General features: G+C 43.1%; 11 protein-coding genes. All 11 read left to right on the top strand.

The genetic code is table 11. The features are described 5' to 3' along the window. Positions 1 to 94 precede the first annotated feature (94 nt). Positions 95 to 1123, top strand: a complete 1029-nt coding sequence (locus ACZ42W_RS12140; RefSeq protein ID WP_464165617.1) for a DUF7309 domain-containing protein — start codon at positions 95 to 97, stop codon at positions 1121 to 1123. A gap of 208 nt (positions 1124 to 1331) precedes the next feature. Then, entirely contained in the window at positions 1332 to 1829 is a 498-nt protein-coding gene (locus ACZ42W_RS12135) for a peptidylprolyl isomerase (RefSeq protein ID WP_464170984.1), read from the top strand. Positions 1830 to 2084: 255 nt separating this feature from the next. Then, a complete protein-coding gene (locus ACZ42W_RS12130) occupies positions 2085 to 2693 on the top strand; it encodes a TetR/AcrR family transcriptional regulator (RefSeq protein ID WP_464165616.1) in 609 nt (202 codons plus the stop codon). Between the two features lie 22 nt (positions 2694 to 2715). Continuing rightward, positions 2716 to 4407 carry a PEP-utilizing enzyme gene (locus ACZ42W_RS12125; RefSeq protein ID WP_464165615.1) on the top strand — a complete coding sequence of 564 codons (1692 nt, stop codon included), beginning with the start codon at positions 2716 to 2718 and terminating at the stop codon, positions 4405 to 4407. A gap of 4 nt (positions 4408 to 4411) precedes the next feature. Continuing rightward, positions 4412 to 5323: a PEP/pyruvate-binding domain-containing protein gene (locus ACZ42W_RS12120; protein ID WP_464165614.1), complete on the top strand. Its 912-nt coding sequence runs from the start codon at positions 4412 to 4414 to the stop codon at positions 5321 to 5323. 247 nt (positions 5324 to 5570) lie between these two features. Next, entirely contained in the window at positions 5571 to 6308 is a 738-nt protein-coding gene (truA, locus tag ACZ42W_RS12115; protein ID WP_464165613.1) for a tRNA pseudouridine(38-40) synthase TruA, read from the top strand. A gap of 188 nt (positions 6309 to 6496) precedes the next feature. Then, positions 6497 to 8425, top strand: coding sequence for a 1,4-alpha-glucan branching protein GlgB (glgB, locus tag ACZ42W_RS12110; RefSeq protein ID WP_464165612.1), 1929 nt, complete (start codon positions 6497 to 6499; stop codon positions 8423 to 8425). Next, positions 8406 to 10814: a glycogen/starch/alpha-glucan phosphorylase gene (locus tag ACZ42W_RS12105; RefSeq protein ID WP_464165611.1), complete on the top strand. Its 2409-nt coding sequence runs from the start codon at positions 8406 to 8408 to the stop codon at positions 10812 to 10814. The genes glgB and ACZ42W_RS12105 overlap by 20 nt, the downstream gene beginning before the upstream one ends. Before the next feature lie 39 nt (positions 10815 to 10853). Further along, positions 10854 to 12044 (top strand): glucose-1-phosphate adenylyltransferase, encoded by a 1191-nt coding sequence (locus ACZ42W_RS12100; protein WP_464165610.1) that lies wholly within the window; start codon positions 10854 to 10856, stop codon positions 12042 to 12044. A gap of 24 nt (positions 12045 to 12068) precedes the next feature. Then, positions 12069 to 13139 carry a glucose-1-phosphate adenylyltransferase subunit GlgD gene (gene glgD, locus ACZ42W_RS12095; protein WP_464165609.1) on the top strand — a complete coding sequence of 357 codons (1071 nt, stop codon included), beginning with the start codon at positions 12069 to 12071 and terminating at the stop codon, positions 13137 to 13139. A gap of 19 nt (positions 13140 to 13158) precedes the next feature. Then, on the top strand, positions 13159 to 14589 hold the full coding sequence (gene glgA, locus ACZ42W_RS12090) for a glycogen synthase GlgA (RefSeq protein ID WP_464165608.1): 1431 nt from the start codon (positions 13159 to 13161) through the stop codon (positions 14587 to 14589). Positions 14590 to 14611 lie beyond the last annotated feature (22 nt).

The raw sequence follows: 14611 nt of genomic DNA, 5'->3' as shown, positions 1-14611 counted from the left end.
ATGTATTATATAGGTACTGCATTGAACTTTTCTATAAAAGCCTTTACTCAGCAGAAAGATAAGTAATACGTCAGAAATGAGGAGAAAAAAACGCATGGTAAGAACTAACCAACCAACACAGGAAGAGTGGAGAGCGCTTTACGAAGCGGCTGCAATGTTCAAGCGTGCTTCGTGTTGGAAATGGATGTATGATGATGATATTTTTGGAGTTGCAAACCCTGAGACGGGGGAAGTTGCCTACTGCTGCATCATGGGCAATGCTGGAGAACATTATGGGATTGCGGCTTACTTAGGGCCAGAGGGCTTAGAGGGTGTCCTTGGTCTGCTTTCAGGGGATAGTGACCCAGAAAATTTTGATCATGTTTTTTCGCAAAAATGCCTAATGTGTTCTTTTGAAGATCGAGCTATGCTCGGTCCAAAAGATTTAAAACTCATTAAAGACCTGAATCTCAAATTTAGGGGCAAAAATGAATGGCCATTTTTTCAAAGTTATGAACCCGGGAAGGCTCCTTGGTTTCTGAATTCGGAGCAATGTCGATTTCTGACTCATATTCTAAACCAAGCCTTAACGGTATCGATTCATTGTCAAGATGAGAAAACCATACTTAAGCATGACCTTACAAGGACCTTCCTGACTAGGAGCTACCAGAAATCTGGTGACGGTCGTCCTGAATGGAACAATCAATATTTAACCGCAGAGGAGTTTAGCCCAGAATTCGCTTCATTTTGTATCCGAGATGAAATCCGCCTACGCAGGCTTAAAGGAGTTAAGTCAAATCAAAACCTTATCATAGAAGCGGATACATATTATCTTCCTACGCCTGTCAAAGAGGAAGGTAGACCTTATTTCCCTAAAGTATGCGTATTCATTGATCACCAGAGCGGTATGGCTCTATCTGTTGAGATGGTAGAAGATATTCAGATCGAAGGGTATAACTTTATTGAAAATCTGATGAGTTTTATCGAACAGAATCATCTCAAACCTGCGAAAATAATGGTCGCTCGTGATGAGACCTATTATTTGTTGCATGATGTTTGTGAGCAGCTCGGAGTTAAGTTAGAAAAGGTAGAGTATCTCCAATTCGCTGAGGAGTTTCGAGAAGAAATGTTTGAACATATCTAAACACTATCTTGAAGGAGGAATTTTCATGAGGAAGCTTAAAGTGGCTTTGCTTGTATGTGTATCGTTAATTCTATTCACCGTCATCGGGTGTGGTACCACCACAAAAAATAATGCGAACCCAACCAATACTACCAACAATTCAAATACCCCAGAGCAGGCCAATGGGGGGACTCAATCCAATGCAAAGAATCCTATAGTCACCATTACTATGGCGAGTGGGGAAGAGATCAAGCTAGAGCTCTATCCCAATGTCGCCCCGAATACCGTGAAGAACTTTATCTCCTTAGTGCAGAAGGGCTTTTATAATGGGACTACATTTCATCGTGTGATCCCTCAATTTATGATTCAGGGGGGAGATCCACAGGGTAATGGTTCAGGAGGTCCGGGGTATAGTATCAAGGGTGAGTTTACTAAAAATGGGTTTAATAATACGTTGAAACACGAACGAGGCGTTATATCGATGGCGAGAACGAATGCCCCGGATTCTGCTGGATCGCAGTTCTTCATTATGGTGGCCGCAGCGACCAGCTTAGATAATAACTATGCAGCCTTTGGTAAAGTGTTAAGTGGGATGGAAACAGTTGATAAAATAGTAAACAGCCAAAGAGACAAAGCAGATAAGCCACTACAAAGTCAAGTCATGAAAACTGTCACGGTGGATACCTTAGGCGTAACCTATGGTGAGCCGGAGGTCATTAAGAAGTAACTTTTCTTAGAAGTAACAAGGGATGCGCCAAGCACAGGGCGTATACCATAGAAAGCTTAGACCACTTAGCTCTGGTCTAAGCTTTTTTTATTGCACGGAACGAAGGGCTGACTACTCCAATACGAAGGTGTTTTGCTTGACAAAGTGTTTTTATTGTAAATATAATGAACTATATCATTGTATGTACAGTGTATATAAATTTGAATAGAGACACGTTAGTACAGCCTTCTACTATTGACTACGAGGTGAAAGACTTTGCAGAAACTGAGAGATAAGCAAAAAGCGGAAGTTAAATCAGCGATTGTATGTGCAGGTGAAGAACTTTTCAGAGTGAAAGGTTTTAATGAAACAACCATTGAAGAAATCACCGGTAAAGCTGGGGTAGCGAGGGGGACCTTCTATAATTATTTCCAGACTAAAGAAGATTTAGCTCTAGAGCTTGTTTACGAGACTGAAGAATTAACGATACAGCAGGTGGAGGATTTTTTTGTAACTACTTCAGGTACGGAAAATCAAATTAAAGCTATACTTAGCTATACTGTGGAGTGGACCAATAAAAGACCGGAACTTGTCTGGGTTACAATGCTGGAAAAGATGAAGCGTGGAATAACTCCAGAGCATCCCAATGGTACTCTCTTCCGGAGGATGATGACAGAAGCCTTTGAACGTGGTCTGATCGGAGGAGTCGTCACGAGAGAACGACGACCACAGGATTTAGCCAATGATATCGATGGATTATATATGGTTCACATGGTGAGGTGGTATCATTCCGGCAGACAACACGACCTCTTATCCGTGCTTCTGTCAGCGGTAAATACGTATTTAACGGGTGCTTTGACTCATCCTACAGAACAAATCAAGTAGAAAACAATGGAGGTTGAAAAAAATGTCTCTTTGGGAAGCTAAAGGTTTCTGGATGCGAGATAATATTCACTGGCCAAGACCGGTGCATCCACTGTTTGTCTCCTATGGACTCCATCCAATTGAAGTCGGATCAGAACGTGCCTATGAGGAATGGTCCATTCCCTCCCTGAGAAACGCCTATCTTGTACTCCAGGGCTATGTCTTCCAACGAACGGAGCCCATAGGGGGAGATACACCACCCATCATGGAGCGGTTCCCGTTTCTCTTTCATCTGTGGCGACTTGATCCGAAGCTGCGAAGCCGGGTCTTGGGGTTTGATCGATTTCTTAAGGAGAAGGGGTTTGAACGTCACGTCCATGCGTGGAAGGATATATGGGAGCCGGAAGCTCAGAATCGTCTCAAACCCATCCGGCAGTTTGATCGAACACATGCGAGTTTAGAGGAGTTAGCAGATCACCTTGACCAATGTTATGACTTTCTATGCTGGTCTTGGAATCCCCATATAAAAGTTGTCATGATCGGTATGTATATTCGGGAGCGCTGGGTGGAGGTGTGTCAAAGACTTCTTAATCTCACCGAATTTGAAGCCTACGAATTGATTCAGGTTAATGATCCCAGGGTATTTAACACGACGAATCGTCTTCTAACCCTGGCACGGCGTGCTGCCTCAGATCCCGCGATTAGCGCTATTTTGTCGTTACCCAGTAAAGAGGCACTTTTGCAGCTATCCAATACTTGGTTTATGGAAGAACTCGAGCAGTTTCTAGAAGCTGAAGGAGATCGCCCTGCTGATAGTTTCGAATTCGAACCAACGTGGCGAGAAATGCCTGAGATAGTGGTTGGGATTATCAAAGGGCTTATGAACTCGGATTATGACCCTGCGACCGAAGACGCTGATTTCCAATCGTACCGCCTTCAACGGATTAATGAACACCGTAGCACTTTAACGGGAGAGGCTCGGGAGGAGTTTGAGAACTGGCTTGAATTAGCAGAGCATGCTCAACCGTTAACCGAAATCCATGACTACATTCTATCTAATATTCCCCTTTGTCATACGCGTTATGATGCCATTGAGGCAGGTCGAAGATGGGTGCAGAATCAAATTCTTGAGAACTCAGAGGATAGTTTATTCCTTTACCGAGAAGAGTTACTCTCTGCACTTAGAGGAGATTATGATCTCACTCGCTTAAAAGGCTTAGTGGCCGAAAGGAAGGCTGAGCGTACCCGGAATTTCACGTTAGTGCCACCACAAACGATAGGGAAAATGCCCATGGATCCACCTTGGAAGGTGTTTCCCCCTGTTGCAGCAGAGGGTATGAAACTCTTTGTGAAGCAAGTCTCACTCATCGAAGCACAGCAGGGACCGTCTAGGAACTTATCTCCAGAGGGAGAATTGTTGGGCACCCCGGGCTCTCCAGGTGTTGTAGAGGGACCCGTTCGGATTATCCATACGGCAGAGGAGTTTCACTTGGTTAAGGAAGGGGAGGTCTTAGTCTGCCCCTTCACCACTCCGACTTGGACGGTACTTTTTCCGCATGTGGCAGCCTTAGTTACCGACTCGGGTGGCGCCCTATCCCACGCGGCCATCGTTGCCCGAGAATATAGACTCCCGTCCGTTGTAGGCACGATAAATGGGACAAAAGTGTTGCGCAATGGGCAACGTGTCCGCGTAGATGGAGCAGCAGGAAAACTTCAAATCCTTGATGAGGAATAAAGCGATGAAATATATAAGGTTTCTTCAAGAATTGACGAGAGAAGATTTACCCCTAGCGGGTGGAAAAGGTGCTAATCTGGGTGAATTGGTGCTGGCTGGGATGAAGGTACCCCAGGGGTGTGTTCTGACGGTTGAAGGATACCGTCGTTGTGTAACGCAGGCTATGTTACCGGAAGTTGACGTCAATGATATGAAGGCTTTAGATAAGGTAACTGATGAGATTCAGAGACAGATCGAAAATGTTAGTATTCCTGATGATGTAATCTCAGAGATTATTGAGGCCTACAGAAGTATGGGCAGCCCTATAGTCGCAGTGCGTTCCTCAGCAACGGCAGAAGATCTACCGAGTGCAAGTTTTGCCGGTCAACAAGAAACGTATCTTAACGTCCAAGGAGAAAGTGAAGTCTTAGAAGCAATAAAAAAATGCTGGGCTTCCCTTTGGGCACCCCGTGCGGTGCAATATCGGGCTTTGCAAGGTTTTGGAGAGAGTGAGGTCGCACTAGCGGTCGTTATACAGGAAATGGCACCTCATGAGGTCTCGGGAGTTGTTTTTACGGTTAACCCTCTTCTAAACGATGCAAGTGAGCTGATTATTAATGCAGCACCCGGTGTTGGAGAGGCTTTGGTTCAAGGAGAGATCATTCCCGATCAATGGCTTGCTAGACGTCCTGATGGTGCAGTCCTAGAATTCACACCTGCCCCAAAGAAAGGGCAAGCTCCTTCCGCCTTCCTGCGTTCGCCTCGCCCTGCCCGAGGATGTCTAACCTCGCAACAGGTTCGGGAGTTAGCCAGCCTTTGCCTGCGTATCGAAGAACATTTTGGTGGAGTCCCCCAAGATATTGAATGGAGTTATGGCTCAGGGGAGTTTTACCTGCTTCAGAGCAGGCCAATCACGACACTAAAGGGGAACTCTTAGATCATTTGGTTTATCATGTTTATGATAATGGCCTCTTCCTTCTGAAGAGGCCATTATCGCAGAGACCCGAATTTATTGTCCCCCATAGCTCAAGCAATGGTCCTATTAAATAACCAAAACCACACTCTGTATACCTTTCTGATAATTAGTGTAGTATACTGACATGTAGTTAAATATTTAAGGATTTTACAAGTCCTAAGGCCAATGCAAAAAAATGCATTCGTGAATAAATAAAAGGTGGCACTTAATGAGAAATATAAGAATGATGATCGAATATGATGGTTCCAGATATAAAGGCTGGCAAAAGCAAAAAGAGACGGACCTCACAATACAGGGTAAAATAGAAGCTGTATTATCTAAAATGACGGGTGAAGAGATTCTGGTCGTGGGCTGTGGAAGAACCGATTCGGGAGTCCATGCAGAAAATTACGTGGCAAATTTCCACACGAAGTCTGCTTTCAGTATCAAAGCGATGTTATATTATTTGTATGAGTTTTTACCTGAAGATATCGTCGTAAAATCAATGGAGGATGCAGCTGAGAGATTTCATGCTAGATACAATGTAAAGTCAAAAACGTATGTCTATCGAATAAATACCAACCCATTCAGAGATGTGTTTAACAGAAAATATAGATATCACCTTGCTGATCAACTTGATTTAAACGCAATGAGAACGGCTGCAGAGTTCTTAATCGGTAATCATGATTTTCAGAGTTTTACTAACTCGAGAAATAGTAACAAATCGACGATTAGAACGATCAACTTTATAACTATTATTGAAAAGGAGGGTCTTCTAGAAATAGAAGTCAATGGAGATGGCTTCCTGTGGAATATGGTAAGAATCATTGTCGGAACACTTATCGAAGTCGGTAAGGGAAACCTTAAACCCGTCGATGTGGAAAAAATATTATCTGAAAAGAAACGATGGGAAGCGGGCCCCTTAGCTCAAGCAAAAGGATTATTCTTAAGAGAGGTCCAATATTAAGGGTATAGATAAACAAAGCTTAGATACGAGCATTTTCGGTCTAAGCTTTTTCAATATCTTCTGTTGCCATAGGAATTAAAAGTTCCGTGGCTTTTTTAGTTCAAATTCCCGTCAAACGGGAAGGATAAGTATTGTATTTGAAGAATCTTTAAATTGATAGAGGATACAGATGAAGAAGGAATAATAAAATGTATAACATTGATTTTTTAACTCAGAAGGAGATTTATCTATTTAATCGAGGAGAACTGTATCATAGTTTTTTGAAATTTGGAGCTCATCTTCTTGAGTACAATGGAATTCAAGGAACCCATTTTGCGGTGTGGGTTCCCTCTGCCCTGCACGTTAATGTTATCGGGGATTTTAACAATTGGGGTTCATCAGAGAAAAGTCCAATGCAGGAAGTTGATGATACGGGTGTATGGATACTCTTTGTGCCGCAAAACCTTTTGGGACAGCGTTATAAATATGAGATTCATACGATGAAGGGTGAAGTGCTTCATAAAGCTGACCCCTTTGCTTTTTGTGCTGAACTGCGCCCCCATACCGCTTCAGTCGTCAACTCACTTGGTGGCTTTGTCTGGCAGGACCAGGCTTGGCTTGAACAGCGACCCCTTAGGTCTTCGTTTGATCGTCCGCTGGCGATTTATGAGGTACACCTTGGTTCTTGGCGACAACATCCTAACGGAGAATTTTATAGTTGGAGGGAATTAGCGGCTGAACTAATACCGTATGTTAAAGAGTTGGGCTATACCCATCTTGAACTCTTGCCGATTATGGAGCATCCCTACGATGGTTCTTGGGGTTATCAAATAACGGGGTATTATGCGTGTTCCCGCCGTTATGGTGATCCACAGGATTTTATGTATTTTGTTGATCAATGTCATCAGACGGGGATAGGAGTTCTCCTGGATTGGGTTCCCGGCCATTTTTGTAAGGATGCTCATGGTCTGGGCCGTTTGAATGGGGAAGCAGTGTATGAAAAAGATGAACATAAGGAATGGGGAACTTACAATTTCGATTTTGGAAAAACAGAGGTTGTGAGTTTCTTGATTTCCAATGCGATATTCTGGCTATCTAAGTTTCATATCGACGGACTCCGTGTAGATGGAGTCAGTAATATGCTCTATTTGGATTATGCTAAAAAAGCAGGTTCTTGGAAACCCAATATCAAGGGAGGACGGGAGAATCTCGAAGCGATAGCCTTTATGCAGGAACTTAATAAAGTCGTCTTTCGCGAGTTTCCAGACGTCTTGATGATTGCGGAAGAAGCTACGGACTGGCCACTGGTGACCTACCCTATTCATGTTAACGGCCTGGGCTACAATTATAAATGGAACATGGGGTGGATGAATGATACGTTGCAATATATGCAGCTTGATTTTCCGCATCGACGAAATCATCACCAGTTACTCACATTCTCCTTAACTTACGCATTCACTGAAAATTTTATCCTTCCGCTTTCTCACGACGAGGTTGTCCATGGCAAAAAGTCACTGCTATCAAGAATGCCTGGGAATTATGAACAGAAATTTGCGGGATTAAGAACCTTGTATGGCTATTTCTTCTGCCATCCGGGAAAGAAGCTGCTTTTTATGGGGGGAGAATTCGGGCAATTCATTGAGTGGCGTGATGCCACACAACTCGATTGGCTTCTTCTCGACTATGAAGCTCATCAGAGGTTAAGAGAGTATGTCCAAAACCTCAATCAGTTTTATCAAAGGGAGAGAGCCTTGTGGGAAATCGACTCGAATTGGGAGGGCTTTGAATGGATTGATGCGAACAATAATGGGCAAAGCGTTCTCGTTTTTTGTCGACGTGGGAAAGATCCAAACGATTATCTTGTGATAGTCCTTAATTTTCAACTTCAGCATTATCCGGAGTTCCGGATTGGAGTTCCACAGGAGGCTCAATATGAGGAAATTTTCAATTCAGATCTCAGTGACTTTGGCGGTAATACCGAGCGACTCAGTGGTGTGCTCTATTGTGAACCGATAGCCTGGCAAGGGCGGGACTTTTCTCTCACTATTACGTTACCCTCCTTGGCTTGTATTATCTTGAAGCCATTGGTTAAAGTCGAAGAAAGAGTAGGAGAAGAAGATGTTTCAAGACAAGGATAGTTTTAAGCAAGCCTATGTCGATAAATTGGTAAAATCTGAAGGGATCCCGTTGGAAGAGGCGACGAATTGGAATAAGTACGAAACCCTGGTTGTCTTACTGCGAGAGCTCATAAATTCTTATGAAGCATCGACGAAGCCGCGTGAAAAAAGCTTGAAACAGGTCTATTATTTTTCGATGGAATTTTTGATAGGGAAGCTTCTGAATTATTATCTTGTCAATCTGGATATCAAGGATATTGTTCGTGAGGGATTGAGCGAACTCGATATTGATCTTGAAAGATTATTAGAGCAAGAGAATGATCCTGGCTTGGGGAATGGTGGCTTAGGCAGGCTGGCTGCCTGTTTTCTAGATTCTATGGCTTTTTTGGGCATTAACGGACATGGTAATTGCATTCGCTACAAGTACGGTATGTTTGAACAACGAATTTTAACCGGTTATCAACATGAAGTGGCAGATAACTGGTTGCGTAAGGGCTTTCCTTGGGAAACGCGTAAGCCGGATAAAGCAATTGTCGTTAAGTTCAAAGGAAATGTAGTGATGGGAGAAAAGGAAGGTAAGCTCCAGTTTTATCATGAAAACTATGAGCCTGTCTTAGCTATGCCTTATGATGTGCCCATCATTAGCTATCAGAATTCGGCTACGATTAATTACTTGCGACTTTGGAGTGCTGAGCCTGTTCCCCAAGAATTGGATTTGGAATCCTTTAATCGCGGGGAATTGATACCTATGACGAATCCAGAAGTAGAATCGATTTCCTATGTGCTTTATCCCGATGACAGCACTCATGCTGGCAAGGAATTGCGCTTAAAGCAAGAGTACTTTTTCGTCGCTGCTGGATTGGGAGCAATCGTACACATGTATAAGAAAAAGCAGGCCCCTTTGAGCGATTTTGCGCGCTGGTTGGCTGTTCATATCAATGACACTCATCCCACCTTATGTATCCCTGAACTCATGCGGATTTTTATTGATGAAGAGGGACTTGATTGGGATGAGGCCTGGAAGATAACAGTCAATACCATCTCCTTTACTAATCATACGATCCTGCCAGAGGCCATGGAAACATGGCCAATAGAGATGTTCCGAAGTTTTCTGCCTCGAATATTCATGATTGTGGAAGAGATTGAACGCCGATTCTTGAAGATGATCAATCAGCGTTTTCCCGGCGAGGCGGAGTTGCTCCAGAAGACAAGGATTCTCCGGGATGGACAAGTTATTATGGCCAATCTAGCCGTTATTGGTAGTTTATCGGTGAATGGCGTCGCAGCTCTTCATACAGAAATACTCAAAAATAATACCTTCAAAGAGTTCTTCAGGATTTTTGGTTACAAGTTTAATAACAAAACCAACGGTGTAAATCACAGAAGGTTTCTGCTTGCCTCTAATCCAGGTTTGTCCCGTTTGATCAGTGAGAGTATAGGGCAAAGTTGGATTAAAGATCCCGAAGAATTACAGAGATTACATTCCTTTCAACAGGATGTAGGTTTCCTTGATCGTTTGGCAGAGGTAAAATATCAGAACAAATCCCAATTGATTCATCTCATCAGGGAAAAACAAAACATTGTCCTGGATCCCTCGTCGATTTTTGATGTGCACGTTAAGCGTATGCATGCTTATAAACGACAGTTACTTAATGTTTTGAAAATCATGCATCTATATAATCAACTCGAAGATAATCCCGCTTCCTTAAAACACACCTATACCTTCATTTTTGGCGGGAAGGCAGCACCTGGTTATCATTACGCCAAAACGGTGATTAAGCTGATTAATGCTTTGGCTCGAAAGATTAGACAGAATCCACTTGCGCAACAGGTCTTGCAGGTTGTCTTCTTGGAAAATTTTAATGTTTCAGTGGGGGAGGTTGTCTATCCAGCTGCTGATGTCAGTGAGCAGATATCCACAGCAAGTAAAGAAGCTTCAGGGACAGGAAATATGAAGTTTATGATGAATGGTGCGGTCACCCTAGGGACGTTAGATGGAGCCAATGTCGAAATCTGTGAAGCTGTAGGCAAAGAGAATATGTTTGTGTTTGGCCTTGATGCCCAAGAGGTTCTTCGTTATATCGATAAGCGGAATTATCGATCCTGGGATATATATTACTCGAATCCTGATTTGCACAGAGTCGTTGATCAACTCATCAATGGTTTCTTTAATCAGGATCACTGCGATGAATTCCGGGTGATTTATGATTCACTTTTACTCTACAATGATGAGTTTTTTGTCCTCCAAGATTTTTCTGCCTATATCGAGGCTTTTAGGAAACTGCAGGAAGCGTATAGCCAACCTGAGCAATGGAGCCGGATGTCCCTCATTAATATTGCAGAGTCAGGGAGGTTCTCTAGTGATCGATCGATCAGCGAATATGCCAAAGATATCTGGAAGGAAAGGTAAAGATATGACATCGGTTTCGGGAGAAGGGAGTGTTTGTATATGTCGAAGCAAGAATGTATAGCTATGTTATTGGCGGGTGGACAAGGGAGTCGTTTAGGGCCGTTGACACGTCACGTCGCCAAGCCAGCCGTCTCTTTTTGCGGAAAGTATCGGATTATTGATTTTTGCCTAAGTAATTGTGCCAAATCAGGAATTACGACGATTGGGGTTCTTACTCAATACATGCCCTTTATCCTCAATGCTTATATTGGATCGGGTTCGGCCTGGGATTTAGACGATCCCCAGGGTGGGGTTCATATTCTCCAGCCTTATCAGGGTAAAGAAGGTGGGTGGTACAGTGGCACAGCCAATGCCGTTTATCATAATATGAACTTTATTGATCTTTATGACCCGGAGTATGTCCTAATTCTTTCGGGTGACCACATCTATAAGATGGATTATACTGAGATGCTCGAATTCCATAAGAGGAAGGGTTCGGACATTACTATTTCAACGCTCACCGTTCCTTGGGAGGAAACTTCACGCTTTGGAATTTTGACGACAGACGAGGAGGGTAGGGTGAGCCAGTTCGCAGAAAAACCCTCTCAGTCTAAGAGCAACCTAGCATCAATGGGAGTCTATATTTTTAACTGGCCCGTTCTCAAGCAAGCGTTATTGAAAGACCAAGAAGACATGAATTCAGACAATGACTTTGGGAAAAACATTATTCCGAAGGAATTAAGTAAAGAAACAAGGATTTTCGCTTACCCCTTTCATGGGTATTGGCGTGATGTGGGTACAATAGAAAGCTATTATCATGCAAATATGGAATGTTTAGAGGGAGAAGACGCGATCGATCTTTTTGATCCCAGTTACAAAATATTTTCTCATGAAGATATTTTACCAGCACAATATATTGGACCCCAGGCCCTCATTGCAGATAGTCTGATTGGAAATGGGTGTACTATCCTCGGAGAAGTAAGCCATTCCATTCTAGCGCCCGGTGTCGTTATCGGAGAGGGAGCGGTCATTAAGGATTCGATTGTCTTGCCTAATGCCAGAATTCTTGATCATTCTGAAATTCGTAAAGCCATTATCGGGGAAGAAGCGGTCCTTATGCCTGAGTGTAGGGTTGGAGTGACATCATCAGACTCTCAAAGCCAAGAAGGAATTACAGTGATTGAGGGAAACCAAGTCATCGAGCCTGGGTCAATGTTTGATGCAGGAAGTAACATTTATCGAGAACGCTAAGAATTCTCGAAAGGGGGAATCGTGATGCGTGAAGCAATTGGTATCTTGTATGGAAATAGTAACAATGACAGGTTGCAGGGACTGGCGGAGTATCGTCCGGTCGCTGCAGTTCCCTTTGGAGGACGATATCGCTTGCTCGATTTTGCCTTATCCAGTATGGTTAACTCGGGCTTAAGGACCATAGGTTTGATCACCCCTTTTCTCTATCGCCCCTTATTAGATCATCTCGGAGCAGGAAAGTCTTGGTTTCTTGATCGAAAAGCCGGCGGACTCTTTATTTTGCCAGGAGCGATCCATGGGTTAAGAGGGAATGATGGAAAGTTTTACATCAAAGATCTTCAGTTGAACTTCGAGTTTCTCTATAAGGATTTTGCTGAAAACGTCATTATTAGTGGATGTAACCAGGTCTTCAATCTTCATTACGGGGATGTCTTGGACTTTCATGAGTTGATGAAGGCTGATGTAACCATGATTGAGGTTGGGAAGGAACATGCCGAGCAGCGAATTCGGAATGTGACAGAGGAAGAGAAAGACGGCGAAAACGCCAATCCGTGGAATATCCTTGTTATTCGACGCCGACTCCTTATGGAAATCATCAAGGGCTATCATGCGATAGAAACCGCGGAGCTCATCGATGTTATTACCAAAAACCTGAACTCGCTTAAAGTCTATCGATATTCTTTCGCGGGTTACATGAAGAGCATTAATTCAGTTCAAGATTATTTCGAGGGGAATATGGATCTCTTAAATCTAGAAATCCGTAAGAATTTGTTATTAGGACCCAACCGAATTCATACGAAAATTATTGATAATCCTCCGACACGTTATGAATCCCATTCACGAGTGAGAAATAGTTTGATTGCCAGTGGATGCAAGATCGATGGAGAAGTGGAAAATTCCATGCTTTCTCGAGGAGTCGTCGTGGAAAAGGGGGTTCAAATAAAGAATAGTATTATTTTACAAAAGTGTATCATTCGTGCTGATGCAAAATTAGAATACGTTATTCTTGATAAGTCCTTAGAAGTGGATGAAGGGAATATATTAAAGGGACAGGAAAATCATCCCCTAGTGATGCCGAAAAAACGTTTGATCTAAAGGTGAGGGAGGAAGAACCATGAAGATCATATTTGTTGTTGCGGAGGCGGCACCTTTTAACAAAACAGGGGGTTTGGGTGATGTAGCAGGTTCTTTACCTGCTGCGCTGCATAGACAAGGTGCAGATGTACGTGTCATCATGCCCAAGTCCTATACTATTCCCGAGCACCTTCGAAATGAGTTTAAACCGATTACTCATTTTCAGGTACCCGTCGCTTGGCGTCAGCAGTACTGTGGTTTAGAAGAGACGATCTATCAAGGTATTCCTTATTATTTCATTGACAATGAGTATTACTTTAATCGGAAAACCTTATATGATGAGTTCGACAAGGCTGAACAGTTCGCATTTTTTTCGAGAGCTGTTTTAGAAAGCCTTCTGCACATTCCGGAATTTCATCCGGATATTTTACATTGCCATGATTGGCATACGGCAATGGTCCCCTTGATGCTTAGAGAATTTTATCGACAAGAGCCCTACCATTTTCGCCTCAGAACAGTGTTTACAATCCATAATTTAAAGTACCAGGGGGTCTTCGGGAGAGAACTTCTCACAGATGTTCTAGGATTAAGAGAGGAATTTTTCCAAGAAAGTCTACTTGAGTTTAATGGCGGGATAAATTTCATGAAGGCCGCTCTCATCTATGCAGATAAGGTTACAACAGTTAGTCCAACCTATGCTCTCGAGATTCAGACTCCTTATTTTGGTGAACATTTAGAAGGGGTGTTACAACAGCGGGCAGATAATGTGGTCGGGATTGTAAATGGATTAGATTATGAGATCTATAACCCTGATAAAGATTCCTTGATAATGTATCCTTTCTCTTCATCTCCAGATGCTAAGCAAAAGAACAAGAGTTACTTGCAAAATCGCTTAGGACTTCCTGTAAATGATGAGGTTCCCTTGCTCGGCATGGTAACCCGTTTAGTGGATCAAAAGGGACTGGATCTATTAGTTCATGTCTTCGAAGAAATTCTATCGCTTGAGGTTCAGTTTGTTGTTCTAGGAACTGGTGAGCCACAATATGAAGAGATTCTGCGCCACTTTGCTCAAAAGTACCCAGATAAGGTAGCTGCACACATTACCTTTAATGAGGAATTAGCTCACCAGATTTATGCAGGTGCAGATATCTTCCTCATGCCCTCACTCTTTGAACCTTGTGGTATGTCGCAAATGATGGCTATGCGCTATGGGACTATTCCTATCGTGCGAAATACAGGGGGCTTAGCGGATACTGTTCTTTCTTGGGAAGAAGACCCAGAGTGGGGAAACGGATTCCATTTTGACAATTATAATGCTCACGAATTTCTGTACGTAATCCAACGCGCTGTGAGGTTATACCGAGAAGATCAGCAGATGTGGAAGCATATTCAGAATAACGCATTGGCTACTGATTTTAGTTGGGATCGCTCAGCGCGAGCTTATCTAGACCTTTACGAAGATTTACTATAAGACTTTGGCGGTGCAGGAGATC

The organism is Desulfitobacterium elongatum (genome assembly GCF_055378975.1).
The sequence above is the reverse complement of the archived record's forward strand: the minus strand, read 5'-3'. Positions and strand labels throughout refer to the sequence as shown.

What these genes read in the sequence shown, in the direction of transcription:
- glgB (WP_464165612.1), top strand. Translation starts at nt 6,497, where the DNA reads ATGTATAACATTGATTTTTTAACTCAGAAGGAGATTTATCTATTTAAT.
- ACZ42W_RS12120 (WP_464165614.1), top strand. Translation starts at nt 4,412, where the DNA reads ATGAAATATATAAGGTTTCTTCAAGAATTGACGAGAGAAGATTTACCC.
- ACZ42W_RS12135 (WP_464170984.1), top strand. Translation starts at nt 1,332, where the DNA reads ATGGCGAGTGGGGAAGAGATCAAGCTAGAGCTCTATCCCAATGTCGCC.
- ACZ42W_RS12125 (WP_464165615.1), top strand. Translation starts at nt 2,716, where the DNA reads ATGTCTCTTTGGGAAGCTAAAGGTTTCTGGATGCGAGATAATATTCAC.
- ACZ42W_RS12140 (WP_464165617.1), top strand. Translation starts at nt 95, where the DNA reads ATGGTAAGAACTAACCAACCAACACAGGAAGAGTGGAGAGCGCTTTAC.
- glgD (WP_464165609.1), top strand. Translation starts at nt 12,069, where the DNA reads ATGCGTGAAGCAATTGGTATCTTGTATGGAAATAGTAACAATGACAGG.
- glgA (WP_464165608.1), top strand. Translation starts at nt 13,159, where the DNA reads ATGAAGATCATATTTGTTGTTGCGGAGGCGGCACCTTTTAACAAAACA.
- ACZ42W_RS12100 (WP_464165610.1), top strand. Translation starts at nt 10,854, where the DNA reads ATGTCGAAGCAAGAATGTATAGCTATGTTATTGGCGGGTGGACAAGGG.
- truA (WP_464165613.1), top strand. Translation starts at nt 5,571, where the DNA reads ATGAGAAATATAAGAATGATGATCGAATATGATGGTTCCAGATATAAA.
- ACZ42W_RS12105 (WP_464165611.1), top strand. Translation starts at nt 8,406, where the DNA reads ATGTTTCAAGACAAGGATAGTTTTAAGCAAGCCTATGTCGATAAATTG.